The organism is Bacillus altitudinis 41KF2b, assembly GCF_000691145.1.
Taxonomy (GTDB): Bacteria; Bacillota; Bacilli; order Bacillales; family Bacillaceae; genus Bacillus; species Bacillus altitudinis.
In genome coordinates this window covers 15,870-36,029 of record NZ_ASJC01000019.1, presented here as the reverse complement: position 1 = coordinate 36,029, position 20,160 = coordinate 15,870, and the positions used below count along the sequence as shown (strand labels likewise).

22 protein-coding genes are annotated in these 20,160 nt (G+C 40.6%); 3 read left to right on the top strand and 19 right to left on the bottom strand.

From position 1 onward, the window contains the following. Positions 1-169: 169 nt before the first annotated feature. Both BA79_RS18135 and BA79_RS18130 read right to left on the bottom strand, forming a co-directional pair. Positions 170-463, bottom strand: a complete 294-nt coding sequence (locus tag BA79_RS18135; protein WP_035704363.1) for a hypothetical protein — start codon at positions 461-463, stop codon at positions 170-172. Continuing rightward, positions 464-760 carry a DUF2089 family protein gene (locus BA79_RS18130; RefSeq protein WP_017358893.1) on the bottom strand — a complete coding sequence of 99 codons (297 nt, stop codon included), beginning with the start codon at positions 758-760 and terminating at the stop codon, positions 464-466. Positions 761-950: 190 nt separating this feature from the next. On the opposite strand from BA79_RS18130, the gene BA79_RS18125 reads away from it, so the two are divergent. The 3 genes from BA79_RS18125 to BA79_RS18115 are packed head-to-tail and all read left to right on the top strand — an operon-like array spanning position 951 to position 3,002. Then, complete coding sequence (locus BA79_RS18125) at positions 951-1,379, top strand: DUF4064 domain-containing protein (protein ID WP_035704358.1); 429 nt, start codon at positions 951-953, stop codon at positions 1,377-1,379. A gap of 13 nt (positions 1,380-1,392) precedes the next feature. Further along, entirely contained in the window at positions 1,393-2,082 is a 690-nt protein-coding gene (locus BA79_RS18120) for an ABC transporter permease subunit (RefSeq protein ID WP_035704355.1), read from the top strand. Then, a complete protein-coding gene (locus BA79_RS18115) occupies positions 2,082-3,002 on the top strand; it encodes an ABC transporter ATP-binding protein (protein ID WP_035390643.1) in 921 nt (306 codons plus the stop codon). Before BA79_RS18120 ends, BA79_RS18115 begins: the two co-directional genes overlap by 1 nt. Positions 3,003-3,264: 262 nt before the next feature. Here BA79_RS18115 and BA79_RS18110 read toward each other — a convergent pair whose 3' ends face one another. From BA79_RS18110 to cdaA, 17 genes are all read right to left on the bottom strand, one after another. Next, complete coding sequence (locus BA79_RS18110) at positions 3,265-3,459, bottom strand: hypothetical protein (RefSeq protein ID WP_017358887.1); 195 nt, start codon at positions 3,457-3,459, stop codon at positions 3,265-3,267. Positions 3,460-3,482: 23 nt separating this feature from the next. After that, positions 3,483-3,902, bottom strand: coding sequence for a TlpA family protein disulfide reductase (locus BA79_RS18105; protein WP_035704352.1), 420 nt, complete (start codon positions 3,900-3,902; stop codon positions 3,483-3,485). Continuing rightward, positions 3,902-4,417 (bottom strand): HEAT repeat domain-containing protein, encoded by a 516-nt coding sequence (locus BA79_RS18100; protein WP_035704348.1) that lies wholly within the window; start codon positions 4,415-4,417, stop codon positions 3,902-3,904. Before BA79_RS18100 ends, BA79_RS18105 begins: the two co-directional genes overlap by 1 nt. An 18-nt stretch (positions 4,418-4,435) precedes the next feature. Next, positions 4,436-5,857 carry a sporulation killing factor system integral membrane protein gene (gene skfF, locus BA79_RS18095; RefSeq protein ID WP_035704344.1) on the bottom strand — a complete coding sequence of 474 codons (1,422 nt, stop codon included), beginning with the start codon at positions 5,855-5,857 and terminating at the stop codon, positions 4,436-4,438. Further along, positions 5,850-6,572 (bottom strand): ABC transporter ATP-binding protein, encoded by a 723-nt coding sequence (locus tag BA79_RS18090; protein WP_035704341.1) that lies wholly within the window; start codon positions 6,570-6,572, stop codon positions 5,850-5,852. The genes skfF and BA79_RS18090 overlap by 8 nt, the downstream gene beginning before the upstream one ends. A gap of 217 nt (positions 6,573-6,789) precedes the next feature. Next, a complete protein-coding gene (locus tag BA79_RS18085; protein WP_035704338.1) occupies positions 6,790-7,188 on the bottom strand; it encodes a RidA family protein in 399 nt (132 codons plus the stop codon). A 125-nt stretch (positions 7,189-7,313) separates the two neighbouring features. After that, a complete protein-coding gene (locus BA79_RS18080) occupies positions 7,314-7,826 on the bottom strand; it encodes a PadR family transcriptional regulator (protein ID WP_007498534.1) in 513 nt (170 codons plus the stop codon). Positions 7,827-7,831: 5 nt separating this feature from the next. Then, a complete protein-coding gene (locus tag BA79_RS18075; protein ID WP_035704336.1) occupies positions 7,832-10,297 on the bottom strand; it encodes an ABC transporter permease in 2,466 nt (821 codons plus the stop codon). After that, entirely contained in the window at positions 10,266-10,985 is a 720-nt protein-coding gene (locus BA79_RS18070) for an ABC transporter ATP-binding protein (RefSeq protein ID WP_008343922.1), read from the bottom strand. Before BA79_RS18070 ends, BA79_RS18075 begins: the two co-directional genes overlap by 32 nt. Before the next feature lie 155 nt (positions 10,986-11,140). Beyond that, positions 11,141-11,905, bottom strand: coding sequence for an ABC transporter permease (locus BA79_RS18065; protein WP_035704333.1), 765 nt, complete (start codon positions 11,903-11,905; stop codon positions 11,141-11,143). After that, positions 11,902-12,819: an ABC transporter ATP-binding protein gene (locus tag BA79_RS18060; RefSeq protein ID WP_035704331.1), complete on the bottom strand. Its 918-nt coding sequence runs from the start codon at positions 12,817-12,819 to the stop codon at positions 11,902-11,904. The genes BA79_RS18065 and BA79_RS18060 overlap by 4 nt, the downstream gene beginning before the upstream one ends. An 18-nt stretch (positions 12,820-12,837) precedes the next feature. Beyond that, positions 12,838-13,029: a PLD nuclease N-terminal domain-containing protein gene (locus BA79_RS18055; RefSeq protein ID WP_003217265.1), complete on the bottom strand. Its 192-nt coding sequence runs from the start codon at positions 13,027-13,029 to the stop codon at positions 12,838-12,840. Positions 13,030-13,189: 160 nt separating this feature from the next. Beyond that, a complete protein-coding gene (locus tag BA79_RS18050; RefSeq protein WP_035704329.1) occupies positions 13,190-13,546 on the bottom strand; it encodes a DUF2200 domain-containing protein in 357 nt (118 codons plus the stop codon). A gap of 482 nt (positions 13,547-14,028) precedes the next feature. Beyond that, complete coding sequence (gene glmS, locus BA79_RS18045) at positions 14,029-15,831, bottom strand: glutamine--fructose-6-phosphate transaminase (isomerizing) (protein ID WP_007498541.1); 1,803 nt, start codon at positions 15,829-15,831, stop codon at positions 14,029-14,031. Between the two features lie 576 nt (positions 15,832-16,407). Beyond that, positions 16,408-17,754 carry a phosphoglucosamine mutase gene (glmM, locus tag BA79_RS18040; protein ID WP_008360584.1) on the bottom strand — a complete coding sequence of 449 codons (1,347 nt, stop codon included), beginning with the start codon at positions 17,752-17,754 and terminating at the stop codon, positions 16,408-16,410. A 25-nt stretch (positions 17,755-17,779) separates the two neighbouring features. Further along, positions 17,780-19,186 (bottom strand): CdaR family protein, encoded by a 1,407-nt coding sequence (locus BA79_RS18035; RefSeq protein ID WP_035704327.1) that lies wholly within the window; start codon positions 19,184-19,186, stop codon positions 17,780-17,782. Next, the gene (gene cdaA / locus BA79_RS18030; RefSeq protein ID WP_008344027.1) at positions 19,179-20,000 is read right to left on the bottom strand and encodes a diadenylate cyclase CdaA; all 822 of its coding nucleotides are present in this window, start codon (positions 19,998-20,000) and stop codon (positions 19,179-19,181) included. The genes BA79_RS18035 and cdaA overlap by 8 nt, the downstream gene beginning before the upstream one ends. Positions 20,001-20,160: the final 160 nt, after the last annotated feature.

The following is a 20,160-nucleotide window of genomic DNA, read 5'->3' as shown; positions in this document are numbered from 1 at the left end:
CTGGATCAAGAACGGTGCAACGTTCCAATGGTTCAGCGATAAAATTGACAGCATCATCAATGGCTAGTTGTTCGTTAGCCCAATAGGGATAGTGTAAACACTCTATCCCTATTATTTTATTATAGCCAAAAATCAAACATTTAAAACCTAAAAATCATAATTTTTGTGATTATTTTTTTATAGTGATGTCTTGTGTTTTCATCTTTTCAATTTCTTTGACTCTTTTTTTGTGGAGCATTCTACGACCGCGGTTCCACTCTTCAATTAAAAGAGCTAATCCAACTAGCGCGATAATAAGAAAACCTATATTATTACTTACTTTATTTTCTAAATAAAACCATGACATTCCAGCGATAAAGACGATCGGGATTAAAGCTCCCCACAAAAGGTTGTTTCTTGTTGAAAGGAAATACTGAATTGCAAAAACGACAACTACTAAAATAAAATACATTAATTCATTCATTTAATCTCCATCCCTTTCTGCTTTATATTTTTCAATAATGTTTTTGGCAACTTCTAAACTAATTTTTTCCTCAATCGCGAGTTTCTTTACATATTTAATTAGAGTTTCTTGCTCTAAAGTTTCATTTAATCTAATCAATTGAATGATTCTGTCTAATCGGGTTCTAACTGTTGGATAAGAAACATCATAATCTTTCGCCATTTGTTTTAATGAACCTGAACTAAGTATAAATTTTCTTATAAATTCTCTGTCCTCAGAATCTACAGATAAAATCCATGTTGGAATATCTTTCTCCATATATCAGCCACCCCGCTTTTTTATTATTATAACACATAAATAATAAATGTAATCAAAAAATGAATAAAAAAATGAATAATGTTTATTTTTTTTAAACTTTTTTAAAATTTATGTGGAAAAATCTATCCAAAATATGTTATTGTAAGTTTAGGTTATTTAACCAATAAATTGTATTTTGTGGAGGTTAAGCATGAAACGTACTTTAGAAAAGACTTTTACTATTATAGGTGTTATTTTATTCACAGCCTTACTTATTGGGAGCTTTATGTTTTATGAAGGAACAAAAAATAACAATGATACTAACAAACTAATCCAAGACTTTATTGATGAAGAAAACGTACAAGATATCACACCGGAACAAGTAATTAACATCCTTGCCAATGGTTCTTTATATATGATCGCAATAACGATATTGAGCATACTAGCAGGAATTTTTTCATTAATATTATTAAAAAACAGGTCACGCTCTGCCGGTATTCTATTAATAACTACCTCTATTTTAGGCTCCTTATTAACAATCTTTTTAGGCATACTTGGCGGCATTGCGTATCTAATTGCTGGAATTACTATAATTGTGAAAGATAAAAAAGCAAGAAACGGGACAGATCAGTCATTCTAAAAGAGGTGAAACTATGTTTGCAATTGGTTTGAATGAATTCAAAGCACTGTTTAAAAGTATACGCTCTATCCTAATTATTATTGTCCTAATTGGAATTACAACCGGTACGGCAAAAATTCTTAGCCAATTTAGTGACCAATTGAAATCTTTAGGTCTAGGTGATAATGCATATGTGGGTGGATTAATGGTATTACTTTTCATTGCTGCCCCACTATTTGTCACCAGTCTAGCCCATCATGTAATCAATAAAGAGGTATACTCTCGTACTGTTCGATTTTTAGTGACGAAAACATCTAGAAATAACATATTATTAGGAAAGTTTTTAGGTAATCTTCTTTTTTGGATTGTATGTTTAACAATTTCCTTAATATTAATTATCCCGTTTTCAAACACTTTTTATTTTCTAGAATTAATACAATGTATTGTGTTTATTTCTTACTTCTTAGGGTTAACTCTATTACTATCCACTATCATTTCAAACCCATCTATTACAATGTTTCTAGGTATTACATTGTCGATTATTTTACCTGTTATCGGTATGATTAGCATTGGGTCAAATAATATTATCATTAAAATGATTAGTTATATCACACCCTATTATTATTTCACTCAAGAGCAGACTGCTTTTACATATATAGTCATCCTTTTCCCAATTTTGTTTATAATCGTAAGTTTAATGCTTTTTAGAAAGAGGGATTTATAGTGTATGCACTCAAAACGACCAATCTAACAAAGAGATATGGAAATAAAATTGTTGTTGATAAAATGAACTTATCAATCGATAAAGGCACAATATTTGGTTTTCTAGGGAAGAATGGTGCCGGTAAATCAACATTTATAAATATGATTACAGGTATAATTGAACCAACTGAAGGACTTTATGAAGTATTGGGCTATAAAAAGAATCAACAAAAATCAATCTGGGGTAAAATAGGGGTTCTCCCTGACTATTCTACATTCTATGAAAATATGACCGCACTAGATCATTTGAAATACTTTAGTCAAATATTGAAATTAGATTTAAAACAAGAAGATTTAATTGAACTTCTAGATAAAGTTGAGTTAAAAGATGCAGCTAAGTTAAAGACTAAAAATTTTTCATTTGGAATGAAAAAAAAACTAGGGATCGCCCAAGCATTATTAAATAAACCTGATTTAATTTTTTTAGATGAACCGACTTCAGGGGTAGATGCAAATTCAGTATTAAATATCCATTCTATTATTAAAGAAATCGCCACAAACGGTACTACCGTATTTCTAACCTCACACAATTTAGATGAAGTTGAGAAATTATGTGATGAAGTTGCTATTATGAACAAAGGTGTCATTCAAATTAAAGGAAGTATGAAAGAGTTAAGAACAGCATACAAAAAGAATATGACCGTTTATATTAAGCATAGTGTTGCTTCAATTGCACAGATTGAGTCATTAAAAGTAGACCTTAAGAGTCTTTCTATAAAAAATGAAATCAGTGAACTATCATCTCAAATAACCATTGAAGATGAATCATCTATACCATTAATCAACAAGCTTTTTATTTCTAAAAACATTGATGTATTTAGAATAGAAGTCGATGAGCCATCATTAGAAGAAATATTTCTTAATATTGGAGATAATAATTAAGAATCCTATAAAAAGTAGATTTAGTATCCAAGTGGTACTAAATCTACAAAGGATAAGGAGGATTATATTTGTATCAATTGAAGGAGCCCTCAAAAAATTATTATGATTGGTATTCAAAAGGAATAGCAGAGCAAACTTCTATCAACATACCTAATGATCATTCATTAGATCTATTTACTGTTCAGAAACCAACATAATTTAAATCTAATTCAGGCACTGACTTAAGTTGAAACTTTGATTACGTAAAAAAGGGCTAAACATTTTAGCCCTTACCTTTTTCATCCTTCCAAAGCACACGCTTCACATAAAACAAAATCCCCAATCCAAACAAAATCAACGGCAACTCCCAGTCTGCAGAAATCGGCAGCCATTTCAACATCATGAGAATCAGCAAAACAGCTCCCACACCTGCATAAAAGACCACCGTTTTTTTCAATTCTTGGTTTGATTGAAACAAAACGCTCTCCTCCATAACTCTGATTATGATCGTTTTTCTAGTTTTTTTAATATTTTTTCCCAGCCGGTATCTCCCATTTTCCGATCAATTAATTGCCCCTCTTTATCTATGAGGCAAAAACTTGGCAATCCTTGAATTTTATATTTTGTGACAATCTCATAATCTTTATCCCACATAATGGGAGCAATAAGATTCTTTTCCTCCGCATATTTCGAAACAACCTCTATCGATTTTTCTTCTTCCGTATATGGAACATGGACACAGGTTAAATGGATACTCAACTGATCCACACTATATAGAATGTGATCGGTTAATTCTTCACAATGCGGACAGTTAACTGACCAAAAATAAAGAAGCTGAGTATGCCCTTCAGGTAAATACCGCTGATGTGAAGAATGAATCCAAGGAAGGTGCTCAGGCCATTTAAGTATTTGCGTTTCCACTACTCATCCCCCTTTTCTTTTAATTGAAAAGCGATGATTTTTCCTAGTGCCTCTTCTGCGGCAAAAGGGGCCACATTTCCTGATGGATTCTCTTGTTCCTGTTTTAGGCACTCGTACATATTTTTTTCGATTTTTGATGGGTCAATCCAAGAGATACACCACGATGCCCAAAAACAAGTAGGACCCTCATAACGCTTTGCCAAAGACAGAAGAAATGGCAAACTAGGCTGACCAATTCTCATGAGTGAGATCGCAGCCGCCATTCTTGTCTCCTCTTCTTCACTTTCTAACAGTTTGGCAAGAGCTTCTGCTGCATCCCCTGCATCTGCTCCAAATTCACCAAGTACCGCTGCTGCAATATTCCGCAAAGAACCCTCTACTTTTAAGGCTTCAACAAGCACTGGCACTGCCTCTTTTCCTGATTTCCTTAACTCCCCCATGGCTTGAACGATCGTTACTTCATTGGTATTGACTAAACGTTGAACCGATTGGGATAGCTTATCTTCTGGTTTCATGACAATCAACTCCTCTTTTTAATGAGTCCCACGGCATCGATAACACATCACATAACATACACATCCAGCAAATACACATGTCATCGTTGTAAACCAGCCATTAGTGAACAGATGAATCCCAATGATGACCGCAGCACTTATAACAGTTCCGATGAGCAATGATCGATAATAGATGCCCAAAGAAAGACTCGCTTCTCGTCTCAAAGGCTGCGTAAAGGCAAAGAGCCGTATGGTCAAAAACCAAATATAAACCCCTACCCCATAAATGGCCCAATACAATACACCATGAATCTCTAACAAGATAAGAGAAATCAAGTAGACACCATACAACCAAAAGGTTTGAAACACTTCCAATAGAAGAATCTTTTGATATAAAGCACCCGGAAAAAGATACAGTACTCCCGTTTGCCCGTGTCTTACAATCCCAGCGTAATATGAACTGAGCAGGACAGATGCACCAATGACCAGAAAGAATAGAGTCAACCAATCTGAAAAATAAGAACTGACGACATAGTAAGTACCGATCAACAGCATGGTAGATAACAGATGGAAGGTAGCATACTTTTTGATCATCAATATTTCTAGCCAAAGGAAAGCCCAGATGCCCGTTAATATTGAAAGCCCCCACCACGTCTTGCTTTTCTTTGAACTTATTGGATTTGCATGAACCTGTTTCCCCTCAAATTCCTCCCAAAATGCCGCCTCTTTGACTAACGACTCCATCATCTCTATACGATGACTCGACCTGTACATCATCATGAAAGATAGAATCATCACTCCAAGTAATATCAATACAGAAATGAATGGAAACTCCTCTATCATGCGTCCGACTTGATACATCAAAGAAGCAGATATCTCCATCATAGACGACTGTTTCAATATCAATTGATTCAAAGTGAGCAATGAAAGACAACCAAACATCAGTATAAAACCAATGAAGAGCACTCGCTTATATACTTGAATATTTCTTGCACAAGATACCGCAATCATCCATGTTTCGATCATACATAACAGCGCTGTTAACAGGAGTGATTTACCAAGTAGAAAAAAGTACTGCTGCGTTAAACAAAGAAGGAGGATATCAGCCATCACAGCAGAAACAATGAGAAAAGCACATCGCCAAAGAATGTGATATACCCATACACTCATCACAACTGTCCATAAGGAAGCACCACTTCCATACAACCACATGATATCGTTCATCTGACTAGGCAGCCTATTCGAAAACAAGCCAAAGCCAGTATAAAGAACAAATAAAACGACAATGATCCATCCAGCTGTACTTGCATTCCAATCGCCCATACTTGAGACTGCGCTCAGCTGAAAACCGATGGCAGCTATCATAAGTAGCAAGATCAGAAAGGGCATTTTCTTTTCTTGATTTTTACTGAGCAAGCGCCTTTGGAATTTCATCCATAAAAGGGAAAGCGTGTTATTCACTAGACCACCCCCCTAGAAGTTGAATGACTTCTGTCCGCCACTTCATTTGTTCTTCCTGCCGCTTAGGAACAGCGATACTTTTCATGATGGCACCATCTCGAATCAATATCACCCTACTAGCCGTATCAAGAACAAACTCTAGGCTATGAGTGGACACAAGAACCGAACCTCCTTGAAGGCTCTTCTGTATCAGCCAATCTGACAACCATTGTTTCGAAGGGATGTCTAACCCAACGGTCGGCTCATCTAAAATAAAAAGGGAGGCATCTTGCACAATGGCCCCTGCTAAGACGACACGCTGTTTTTGACCTCTTGAAAGCCTTCCGCACAATTCGTTCATCTTCATTTCGATATGTACTTCTTTCAACGCCTCAAATACCTTCTCTTTGATCTGTTTTAAACCTTTATGATAGCCTCTAGCACGAAATTGAACATGTTCAGCAACCGTTAAATCTGGGTACAAATATGGCTGATCTGGAATAAGAGCTACTTTTTTTTGGACACGGGAATGACCAGGAGGAAATCCCTCTATGAGTATTTCCCCTTGATCAGGTTGATAGAGACCTGTTAAACATCGAATGGTTGTCGTCTTCCCCGCACCATTAGGCCCAAGCAGCGCCACAACCTCCCCTGCTTCAATGGAAAATGAAAGGCCCTCTATCCCATCACCATTGCTATATCGTTTGCTTACATTCTGAACCTCCATGAATGGCATCAAATCTCTCCCTTTTATTAGAGTGATGTATGCTGATCTATGGTGTTTTTACGGTGGAATGTAAATGTAATTAGACCCACTTATCATTTACCACAATATTACCATATGAGGTATAAAAGGGTAAGAGGATTATAATCATTTAAAATACTAAAAGATAACAAAACAAAAAAGATTGGGCATCAATCATCCCAACCTTTTATCTATTAAATAAACCAATTCAAACCGTATCCATATCCCGACAAGCCCAAGCATCCACCTCGACCTTTAAAGCAGGTGAAGCCAAAGCCACCACATAAATCATCGTCATACAAGGCAGGTGGTCTCCTAAAAACTGACCCATGATTCGTTTTCTACTCTCTGCATCAAACTCACCTACCAAATAAAACACAAGCTTCGTTATATCTTCTACTTTCATATCTGCCGCTTCTACATTGCGTTTTACATTCTCTAACGCTAGCTCGAGCTGTTCCATCGGGCTCGCTGGGATGGTTCCATCGACTTCCATCCCCACTTGCCCTGATAAGGTTAACCACCGCTGCGGCCCTGTTGTCTCTATTTGATGGATGTACGGTGCAACTGGTGCGTGAATGGTCTCAGGATTACGTGATGTTTTCATTGATCAAACCCCTTTTCTGAAAATACAATCAATTTCCACCTATCATACCAAACTTTCTTCCCATCCTATCTGTATATGCTCCGAACGAAGCAAAAAAAAGACCTTTCTTCAAAAGAAAGACCTCTCTAAAATGATGACCCGCTCCGATGCTCAATTTGATGAATCCAATTCAAATCCGCCTCTAAATGAAGCAGCGTGCCAGAAATCAATAAGTACCGACTCTCATCACCTTGCACAAGACATTCCGTTTTCAGCTTCGTGAGTTCCATCACATCTTTCATGATGACGGCTTTCTGCTGCTGAAGCATTTCTTTTTCTTGATGAAATCTGATTTTCCGTGCACAGCCCCATTTAAAGTGAAAATCATCCTTTGCAGCATGATATGGAACAGGTGCCAACAGCCATGATTCCAGCTCTTGTCTGCCTTCTTCCGTCACGTCGTACAGCTTTCGATCTTGGTCATCTATTCCCACTGCTGTCACCAATTGATCACGAATTAACCGATCAAGCGTCGTGTAGATTTGACCCGGGTTGATTTTCCCTTTTATTCCGAGCAATGACTCTAGCTCTAGCTTTAATTCATATCCATGATGTTGCTGCTGACAGAGCGATGTTAAAATTCCGTATTTCACTGACATATGATTTAACCTTCTTTGAGAGATGATATCATCTCTATTTTACTCGCTGTCGCACTAGAAATCCACGAAGCCGCTAAACTGAGTGCAATTCCTGCGATCACTGCCAACAGTAGATGCACAAGCGGTAATTGAAATGAAACAAATCCACCGAGCCAATCAGATTGGCTTGAGACATATAGAAGAATCACACCAAATAAAATGCCGCCAATCACACCTGATAACCCAATGAGCACACCTTCTCCGATGATCATTTTTCTCACCTGCTGCTTTGTCAGCCCAAGCGCCCGCATGGTGCCAATCTCAGATGTACGTTCAAGCGTGTTCATCAGCAGTGTATTGGCTGTTCCAATGCTCGCGAGCCCAATAATGAAAATGAGCATCATAGAAATTAACTCGTTCATACCAGTGAAAGCCGATGTCGTTGATTCAATCTCATCCTCTACTGTTTTCACCTTTGAAAGCCGCTGCCCAAAGTCTTCCCATAGCTGATCTCGTAAAGACTCACCGGCACCTTTGTCTTTTAACGTAAGCAGGATATCAAGGGGCTGCGTCCACCCTAAATCCTCTTGTAAAAATGCCTGATCGACAAAAGCCACATAACCTGAATGATGAGAAGTCTTGACCACATCAATGACTTGTAACTGCTGCCGGCCAGAAGGTGCATTGAGATACACACTCTCTCCAATACGCCCACCCCATTCATCAAATGCACGCTCTCCTAACACGATAGAAGGCGTTTCTGATAATCGTTGATACAAATCGCCTTTATTGTCACCTTCTATAAAAGACGGTCCCTTTTCCTCTACGCCGATCAGAGAAAATTGTCTTTTCTCTCCATGGGCCGTTTCCCATGTCAAAGGAGCCGCTTCCATCATCGGTTCCACCCGTTCAACAGCCTCATAGGATGACAGCTTTTCTTGATCCGCTTTCGTCCATGGCGCTTCAGAAGTAACCCTGAGATCACCGCCGTACGTTTGACGAATCTCTCTTTCGTAGCCGTCTGGAGCCGATTCAATGACCGCACTTAAAAGCAAGATCACAGCAATCCCAACAGCTAGAATCGCCGCCGTATTAGCGTTTCGATTCAGTTGCTGCGTGACATGCTGCGCTGATAGATGACCTGGATAGCCAAAAACCAGCTTCAAAAGAGGTGCCAACAACCGGTTCAAAAAGAGCAGGAAAAATGGGAATAACAGAACCATGCTGGCTAAAATGGCAAGATAAGCAGCCGGATGATCCACCCATATGAATGAAAGCAAGCCTATTCCTATCACCGCCCTAATGACCGATCGTTTTTTCGGTGCAGAAGTTTGGGTAGTGGATTTTAAAGTCAGCAGCACAGACGTTTTCCCTGCATGATAGATCGGAAATAACGAAAACAGCACAGGGAACACAATACCAATGATCACGGAAATTACAACAGGCACTTGCCAATTTAACGAATACACCATATCAAAAGCGAACACACCAAGCAGTGTTTGCATGAACACATCTCCAAGCCAAACGCCAATCGGCACCCCAATGGCTGTTCCAATACATGCCAAGATCAAAACCTCAATCAACATCAGCTTAAAAACAGAGCCCTGCGTATAACCAAAGCTCTTCATAATCGCAAATTCCTTTTTCCGTTCCATCACACTCGTATAAATCATATTAAACACGATAAAACCGCTCATAAACATCGACAGCCCTGCGATGAGGTAAAAGAACGTGTACAACCCGCCAATGTCATTACTTTGCCGGTCATCCGCCACCACAGGCTGGACAAAAACATCGGCATCCTTGAACTCTTTCTGTAAAGATTGAAAGAGCTGCTCTCCGCCATCATTCGTCTGAAATCTCATATAAGAAAGCTGATGATCGAGTCCCGTCCAGTCTCTCAATAAATCAAGCGGCGCCATCACACGAAAACTCGATGATTCTGCACCCTCCCAGTCACTCGGACTTGAAAGCAGCTGTGTATATTCCACAATGGCAGATACCTTCGCTTCGCCCAAATCAGAAAAACGAATGGTATCTCCCACTTTTTTATTCAGCAGCTTCGCCACAACATCTGGTATGACCAACCCCTGATTATCCAAACGCCCTTCAATCACAGGCAGCTTCAGTAAAGAGCTCGTTTGATCTTGTACTCCGGTAATTCGCACCGCCCGTTGGTTAAGAGAGTGATCACCTTCTACATCAAAAAACGTCTGTTTATCCAGCGCTAATAATGATCCTGTCACATCAGGATGCTTTAAAATGGATGAGATCTGTTCCTCATCATACGTATGATCATCACTCAACACCCAATAATCTGCATCAGCGACATACATTTGCTCATAGTAATGAAACACATCATTTGTCGTTCGATCGGCAATGAGCATCGACGTGACAAAAGCAATCCCCACCATGATGCCTAAGACAGAAATGGCGAACCGCTTTTTATGCTGAATCATGTTACGCCATGAAATTCGCCACATACTGAGCATAATCATCATCCTTTCTAGAGATCACTTGATCAATAACACCGTCTTTAAAAAGGATGATTCGATCCGCAAATCCTGCTGCGAAAATATCATGCGTCACCATGATAATCGTCTGCTTGCTTTCTCGATTGAACTTGCACATTAACGCCAAAATATCCTCCGCTCTATGCCGGTCCAAGTTCCCCGTCGGCTCATCTGCTAACAACACTGACGGCTGATTGACTAGAGCTCTTGCAATCGCTACACGCTGCTGCTGCCCGCCGCTCAGCAAACTAGCCCGTTTCCGTCCAAGTCCATTCAAACCAACAGCCTCTAACAGCTCTACAACCGTCTGTTGATTCTCCTTTGTTAAACGTCCATCTGCATGCAGCGGAAACGCCACATTTTCTTCGACAGTTAATGTAGGTAGCAACTGATAATTTTGAAACACAAACCCTATCTGTTTTCGGCGAAAAATCGTTCTCTCTTTCTCATTCATCTCACTCAACTGATGCTCATCTATCAAAATCTCTCCATCAGTAGGCAGATCAAGCCCGCCTAACAGCTGAAGTAATGTACTTTTTCCAGAACCACTCGGTCCCATCACCGCTACAAACTCCCCTTCTTCTACCGTCAAATCAACGCCCCTCAGCACCTCAGTCCGCTCCTGGCCTTGAAAGAATTCCTTCTTCACATTCTCGATCTGAATCATCTGCAAACTCCTCCCATCCCTTTACGGAGTAATTATATACTAAGTATATATTATTTCAACATCCAAATCATGATAATATGTATTTATGTCTTATTTTTTACTTACTAAATACATAAAAAATCCTTTAGATTTTCATATCCAAAGGGTACATCATGCTATAATTCCTGTTTTCTAAAAAGAAACCATCCGATGAGAAAAAAGAAACCAATCAATACCGATACACCTAGAAAGCTTGTGAGTGCCTGATCTGAATAAGTCCCTCTATGAATCATCTCCTCAGCCGCACTTGTGACGCCTTTAGGTGCAAACTTCCCTAATGTATTCTCATAAAACGAAGGAACGGTAAACAGGATGAGATTGATCAAAAGGGAAACGCCGCCCGCAGTCACTGAGCGCTTAAAGAACGCCGATGCACAAATGGTCGATACTACAATAAGCAGTAAGTTTGGATAATACAAAAACGTTCCTTTTAACACATCGCCCCAAGCCACATGCCCAAATTGAATGTCTACATAATAAACGGAAGCTAGAACCGCCACTACCAAACTAAACAAAGTTAAACAGGCATAGGCATATATTTTTGAGGCATAATAACTCATTCGACTGATCGGTTTCACCATAATCATCGCCGTCACCCCAGAGGCACGCTCTCCAGCAATCGTCCCCATCACGATCATAATGAGGATAAACACGCCGAGTGAATCAAATTTACTCAATGCACTAGCTAAAGCCTCTCCAGCACTAGGCTCTGGTATATAAAATGTAGACCCTTCAGGTAAATTAGCGGATTTCGATAAAAGGTCCGGCAGCATTTTGAGCGTAATAGGCTGTGTAATCATTAAAATCGTAAAAATGATCGGCACAAATAAGATTTTATAACTAGTGAATAACTCCCTAAATTCCTTTTTCAACATCATCATGCCGTCACAACCTTCATGAAAATATCTTCAAGCGTTAGCTTAGATAGTCGATATTGGAGAAGAACACCGCCAGTTTCAGTGATGAGACCCGGCAGCTCCTTCAATGCCGTATGTTGATCTTTGACTCGCACCTGATAAGTGTCTCCTGTCTCAATACATTCCTCCACCCAATCCCGCTCCTTTAACAAAGCCACTAGTTTCGTATTCTGTTGTTCTAATTGAAATTCAATCATTGGCTGGATATAGTCTTCTTTGATCTGTTTCATCGAAGAGGACATTTCAATTTTGCCGCTGTTGATCATGATAATATGATCAGCCACACGTTCAATGTCATCTAAAATATGGGTCGACATAAAGATCAGCATCTCATGCTTTAGACGCTCAATCAAAGTCAGGATGTCTTTTCTCCCCATGGGATCAAGTGCAGACACAGGTTCATCCAAGATCAGAACCTTCGGTCTATTGATCAGCGCCTGTGCAATAGCAAGCCTCTGCTTCATGCCTCCACTATAGCTGCCAATAACGCGATCCTTCGCCTCATACACACGGCAAAGCTTCAACAGCTCCTCTGTTTTGGAACGAATGATGTTTTTCTCTAAATGAAATAACCCGCCAACCCAATGCATCCACTCCTGCCCCGTCATATCTTGATAAAATGCAGGATGCTGAGGACAGTACCCCATCACCTGACTGATTTGATCCATGTCCTTTGTGACATCAAAACCTGCCACCTTCACAACGCCAGACGTAGGACGAGCAAGCCCCGTCAAAATCCGGATCGTCGTTGTCTTCCCCGCTCCATTGGCTCCTAAAAAGCCAACACATCCAACCTCCCCAACAGAAAACGAGACATCTTTTAACACTTCATGCCGTCCATACGATTTCGTCAGCCCGTAACACTCCAACATATTCAAGCGAATCCCTCCCCTTTTTTAAGATTGTTTACGACCAAAAATGAAATACGCAATAGGACCGGCACTCGCCACAAACACAATCACCAAAGCCCAAACCCACTTCACCTCTCCCCTGATTCTCGACGGATCTCTTTTCAACAAATCAAACAAACCAATCACCATTAAAATCGCTTGTAGCAAAATAAGAGGTAAAATCATCTTCATATCCATACACGCCACTCCCTTTTCAAACGTCAATTTGTTTTGGTATTACTTCTTTTGACGACATGAAGAGAGAATTCGTTCAAATGGATTTTATTTTTATTGGTCGAATGGTCTATAAATATAAAAAAGCCCAGTGAAGGTTATTCACTGGGCTTGCTTGTGATGATCATGACGAATCTCGCAAAATCTTTTCCATTTTCTTTCCCTTGGCTAACTCATCAATCAGCTTATCTAGATACCGAATGTTTTTCATGGTTTCTTCCTCAATGTCCTCTACCCGTACACCACAGATGACTCCTTTGATTAAACTGCGGGAAGGATGAAGCTCAGGAGCCTCGGCAAAAAAAGTTTCAATGTCTATCTGCTTGTCCAACTGTTCCTCAAGCTCTTCTGGACTGTAGCCTGTTAACCAACAAATAATCGTATCAACCTCAGCCTTCGTTCGTCCTTTTCTCTCTGCCTTTGCGATGTAGAGAGGATAGACCTTTGCAAAGCTCATTGTGTAAATTTTATGTTTGGTCATGTGTCTGCTCTCTTTCTTCGTTAAATATTTAAACTGTCACGCTTTCTCAAGGGGACGCTCTCTCATTATGCACTTAGTATAATGTGTTAAAAATATAACTTATAAACGATGATATATGCCTTTATTATTTCTTTCATCTTTTTTGAAAGCTCTATATTTAAGAAATTGAACAATACAAAATCCAAGGAATACACCTATTGGTCCTCCACTTGAGACAGGACCACCAATTAAACAATAAGAAATGATAAACAATGCAATATAACCAATGAAGAAAAAAACAATTCCCCATTTTTCTTTTTTTACGTATCGAATAAAAATAATATTTCCCCCTAAGAATATTTATCATAATAGCAACATGGAAATAGTATCTATCAATCAAAGTTCAGCTTAAATCTTTCAACTGCTAGTTCTATTGACACAAAAATACCCCTTTAGACAATTATATCTAAAAGGGGTATCAAAAAACCGATTTTATTTAAAACCTACTCCACCGTCACACTCTTCGCAAGGTTACGTGGTTTATCCACATCACACCCGCGGTGAAGGGCTGCGTAGTAAGCGATTAGCTGTAATGGAACAACAGATGCAAGTGGTGCAAGTGCTGGGTGTACAGCTGGAAGGACGAAACGATCGCCTTCGTCTTCTAGGCCTTTTAGTGAGATGACACAAGGGTTTGCGCCGCGTGCAACGACTTCTTTGACGTTACCGCGAATGCTGAGGTTCACATGCTCTTGCGTGGCAAGGGCAATGACCGGTGTGCCTTCTTCAATTAAAGCAATCGTGCCGTGTTTGAGTTCTCCGCCAGCAAATCCTTCTGCTTGGATGTAAGAGATCTCTTTTAGTTTGAGTGAACCTTCAAGGCACACATAGTAGTCAAGTCCTCTTCCGATAAAGAATGCGTTACGTGTCACTGTGAAGAAATCACGAGCGATTTGTTCCATTTCATCCTTTTGATCGACAAGGGCTTCCATTGCGTTTGCTACAATCCCAAGCTCTTTCACAAGATCAAAGTCAAGAGATTGACCATTTAATTCAGCTGCAACAGATGCAAGGATCGCAAGAACAGCGATTTGTGCAGTGTAGGCTTTTGTTGAAGCCACTGCGATTTCTGGTCCTGCATGAAGAAGCAATGTGAAGTCTGCTTCACGAGAAAGCGTAGATCCTGGTACGTTTGTGATCGTTAATGCTTTATGACCAAGTTCTTTGACTTGAACAAGTACAGCACGGCTGTCCGCAGTCTCCCCAGATTGAGAAAGGAAGATGAACAACGGTTTTTTCGATAGAAGCGGCATGTTGTAAGAGAATTCACTTGCTACATGGACTTCTACAGGTACTTTCGCCCAGTCTTCAATGTATTGTTTACCAACAAGTCCAGCATGGTAGCTCGTTCCGCAAGCCACAATATAGATGCGGTCTGCTTCTGCTACTGCGCTTGCGATATCGCCAGCGACTGACAACTTGCCGTTTTCGTCTTGATATTCTTGGATGATTTTGCGCATAACAAGCGGCTGTTCATCCGTTTCTTTTAACATGTAGTGAGGATATGTGCCTTTCTCAATGTCGCTTGCATCCAGCTCAGCGATATAAGAAGGACGTGTCATAATATCACCGTCAAGGTTTTTAATAATAACCTCGTCTTTAGTAACAATGACCATTTCTTTATCCATTAATTCCGCATATTCGTTTGTTACTTGAAGCATCGCCATTGCGTCAGAAGCCACAACGTTGAAATCTTCGCCGAAACCAACCAATAATGGGCTTTTGTTTTTCGCCACATAGATTGTTTCTTTGTTTTCGTTATCGAAAAGGGCAATTGCGTAAGAGCCTTTTAGTTGAAGAAGCGTTTGACGGAAAGCTTCCTCTGTATCAAGACCTCTGTTCACAAATTGTTCGATGACTTGAACAACAACCTCTGTATCTGTGTCGCTTTTTAGTGTGACGTCTTGTAAATATTCGCGTGTCAATTGTACATAGTTCTCGATGACACCGTTATGAACAAGCGTAAAACGGCCAGAAGCACTTTGATGCGGATGCGCATTTAGATGGCTTGGTACACCGTGTGTTGCCCAGCGTGTATGTCCAATTCCTGCTGAAGATGCCACGTTTGCATCAACGACTTCACGAAGCTCAGCGATACGTCCTTTTTCTTTGAACACATGCACGCCATCTTCGTTTGCCACAGCGATACCTGCTGAGTCATACCCACGGTACTCAAGCTTCTCTAAACCTTTTAATAAGATTTCCTTCGCATCATTCTGACCAATATAACCTACGATTCCACACATAAATATTCTTCCTCCCGATCATGTGAAAGGGACAAAGAAAGCCTACTAAAATAGAAGGGACATTTCTTCGTCCCTCTCTACATGTTTATTTTGGGAGATCATGTGTATTCCCTTTGTACAAAGAGTCACCTCTTTGCTTTAAAGAAACACTTACGGCTGTGATCTCTATATTTGATCAGCCGGGAGGCATCCGCCGAAAAATTCGATAACCTCCATCCTCGTCAACTAAGCATCTGTCGTTCGATCGCTTAGTTCGGGCGCTATAATTATAAGAGTGGCTGAACATCTACCCTGCCTTTCCTGCTAGAATAAAAATCCAGTAACACAAGGATGATTGTACTATAAGGTCTGACCTCCGTCAATCACAATTTAGCGGGTGATCCCTTTCATGTGAGAAAGTAAGACCTCCCTACACTATATGCGATGAGGCTTGTCACGTTCTACCTTCGATGTGCTCTCTTATGTATGAAAGCAAGCAGCAAATTGCCCTCGCTTATATCATTCGTACTAGACCAGCCTCTTATGACGTTTATTCGAAAAAAAGCAAACCGCTACTTTGCGATTTGCTTTGATCGATTACTCAATACCCATTTCTTCTTTGACAACAGCCGTAATGCGAGCCACGTATTCATCACACAGCTCTTTTGTTTTCGCCTCTGCCATGACACGTACAAGCGGTTCTGTTCCTGATGGACGAACAAGGATGCGTCCGTCACCGTTCATCTCTTTTTCAACCTCTTGGATCACAGCTTTTACTTTTTCATTTTCTTCCACTTTATATTTATCAGATACCTTTACATTCACTAGAAGCTGCGGAAATTTCTCCATTTCAGCTGCAAGCTCTGATAATGTTTTCCCTGTTGCTTTTAGTGTATTCACCAGCATGATCGCAGAAAGCATACCATCACCTGTCGTATTGTAATCAAGGAAAATCAAGTGGCCTGACTGCTCGCCTCCGACATTATAGCCATCCTTTTTCATCGCCTCGACCACATAGCGGTCACCAACAGCGGTTTGAATGCTCTTAATGCCTTGCTTCTCAAGCGCTTTATAGAATCCAAGGTTACTCATGACCGTTGACACGACCGTGTCGTCCTTCAATCGGCCTTCACCCTTTAGATAACGTGCACATATGTACATAATTTGATCGCCGTCTACAATATCACCTTTTTCATCGACTGCAATTAAGCGGTCGCCGTCGCCATCAAACGCAAGACCAATATCCGCTCCTTTTTCTTTCACAAAAGCAGAAAGTGCCTCTGGATGAGTAGAACCTACGCCATCGTTGATATTCAATCCGTTTGGTGATGTTCCCATTGTTGACACATCTGCATCTAAATCCGCAAATAAATGTGTCGCAAGAGAAGATGTTGCGCCGTGTGCACAATCAAGCGCTACGTGAATGCCTGTGAAATCCTCGTCCGCTGTCTGCTTCAAGAATTGCAAGTACTTCTGACCGCCTTCAAAGTAGTCATTCACGGTTCCAAGATCGGCCCCAACCGGACGTGGCAGCTGATCAACTGGCTGATCCATTAGCTGCTCAATTTCATTTTCCTGTTCATCTGACAGTTTAAAACCATCACCACCGAAAAATTTAATTCCGTTGTCTTGAACTGGGTTATGCGAAGCTGAAATCATGACACCTGCTTCTGCATCCATTGCCTTCGTTAAATAAGACACACCAGGTGTTGAGATCACACCTAAACGCATGACTTCAGCCCCAATTGAAAGTAAGCCTGCTACGAGTGCTCCTTCTAACATATGACCAGATACACGCGTGTCTCGTCCAACGAGTACCTTTGGACGTTCTTTATCCTTCGTGAGCACATAGCCGCCAAATCTCCCAATTTTAAATGCGAGCTCTGGCGTTAATTCGCTATTAGCCACACCCCTTACACCATCAGTTCCAAAGTACTTGCCCATGTTTCAATCGCTCCTTTTTTACCATTCAAGAGGACGCTGCGTCCTCTTTATTATCTTCTTTGACCCGCTGTCTTTGACTTGATTCTTTTTTTGCTTTATCTTGTGTTGATTCCTTTTGACTCTTCTCTTCCTGATCATCATCGGATGATTGATCTTTCCGATCATTCGTAGAAGCCGGCTGATCTTCTGTATCAGTAGAAGTCAGTTTCACTTTGACCTTCGATCTAGATAATGTCCAAGTCACATTTTGAGGGCCATTCACTTGTACTTTGACCTCATGTGTTCCTTCGTTTAAGTCCCCCACATTGATATAGGCTTCAATATCTGAAGCCTTTAGTTTATCAATTGCACTCTTTGAACCTTTTGCTGTTAGTGTGAGACGCCCTGAAGACGGACTCACAAATGCAGAGCTAAGATCCTTGCTCAGACCCACGACAGAAATTGGGACATTATCGATCTTTTTTTCTTCAGCTGTTGCAACCTTCACTTTGATCTTAACAGTTTCAGGCGATACCTTTTTCACACCATCTGGCAGTGGAATGTCGGCATCAATCTCTGTATCATCTTTAATCTTGCTTAGGTCGAGCTTAACGCCGTCAATAAAATCAAGTGCATCCAGCACCTTTTGAGAACCGTAGACTGTCACCTCACTTGGGCTTGTCTCGATGCTTGAGATACTGATCCCATCTGGCAAGCTGCCCGTCCGCTCAATCTTAAACGGAACTTTCTTGCTTGGACTCGTAATCGGGACCGTAATATCTACCACAGACGGACTCACTTCGACTGGTAGCTCATTCCCACTGCTATCATACACAGTGAGCTTCGCTTCTTTCTCAATTTGCTGATCGACATCCTCTAAGTTCACAAATGCTTTAATGACAGAAATTTTGTCGATCACGTCTTTTGAGCCAGTAACCGTGACATTTTTCGGATTCACAATAGGCTGCTCTGGTGAATAGCCGTCTTTGATTTTATTTTGATTATAAAATTCAGTTTCAACAGGGAATTCAGCTGTCGTTTTTTCTTGTATCGTCACAGTCGTCACAGACGGATTAATCGTTAACGTGATTCCTTTCGATACATCTCTTGCCTTCAATTCGACTTTATGTGTACCTGTCGTCAGGTTTTGCATATCTGCGTAAATTTCAAAATTTTTCGTTTGTCTTGCTGTTTTCACAGCACTAGTTGATCCTTTAATCGTGACATTGACTGTCTGCGGCACACCAGTGACTACATACTTTTCGTCATCATAATACGCTTTAACAGGAATGTCCGTTAAGGTTGCTTCGTCTGTTGTCGATGTTGGGAAAAAGGATTCACCGATTTTTTTCGGCGTGGGCGCTTGCGCTGAATTAACTGCACCATACAGCAATAAAGCGAAGACCAATGCAAGAAACTTAACGGCCCAGCGATTATTCAAAATCTTATCCATTTTTCTTGCCCCTCCAATACCATTTGGTCGAGGAAGCATCTTTGCTGTTCTTACTAAACTCAGCAATCAGCATTTCTTCAAGCGCTTCTTCTGTCAATTCTCGATGGAGATCACCATTTCTTGCGACACTAATGCCGCCTGTCTCCTCGGAGACAATGACGGTTAAACTGTCCGTTACTTCACTAATACCAACTGCCGCGCGGTGACGTGTACCGAGCTCCTTAGAGATAAAAGGACTTTCAGACAGCGGTAAATAACACGCTGCAGCTGCAATCTCATCACGCTTCATAATCACAGCGCCGTCATGAAGCGGTGTATTCGGAATGAAGATATTAATCAGCAGCTCAGAACTGACCTTTGCATTTAAAGGAATTCCGGTCTCTATGTAATCATTCATCCCAGTATCGCGCTCAATCGTTAACAGCGCGCCTATTCTTCGTTTTGCCATATAGTTAATTGCTTTTGTAATTGCCTCGATCGTTTTCTGCTGCTGTTCCTCTACAGGTGTTCCGCTTCTAGAGAAGAAACGGCCGCGCCCAAGCTGCTCAAGCGCTCTCCTTAGCTCTGGCTGAAAAATAATAATGATCGCAAGGAACCCCCACGTAATCGCTTGATCCATCAGCCATTGAAGTGTGTTAAGACCGAGATACGCACTTCCCATCCTGACGAGAACAATGACAACAATTCCCTTTAAAAGCTGAACCGCTTTTGTTCCGCGGATGACCATCATTAATTTATATATCACATACCAAACAACGAGAATATCAACAGCATTACCGAGGTACTGCAAAAAAGGAATATCCCCTAAAGCCATTTCCTCGTCCTCCAGAATTTTCAGTTATTCTTCGTTCGATTCATTTTTTATAAAAAAAGAGCCTATGTGTAAGTACATAGCGTGGCTATTATACCACATTTTGTTTCAGCAAGGAAAATAGTTGCCATATCTGGCTGGCATTCAAGTCTGTCCATCAATA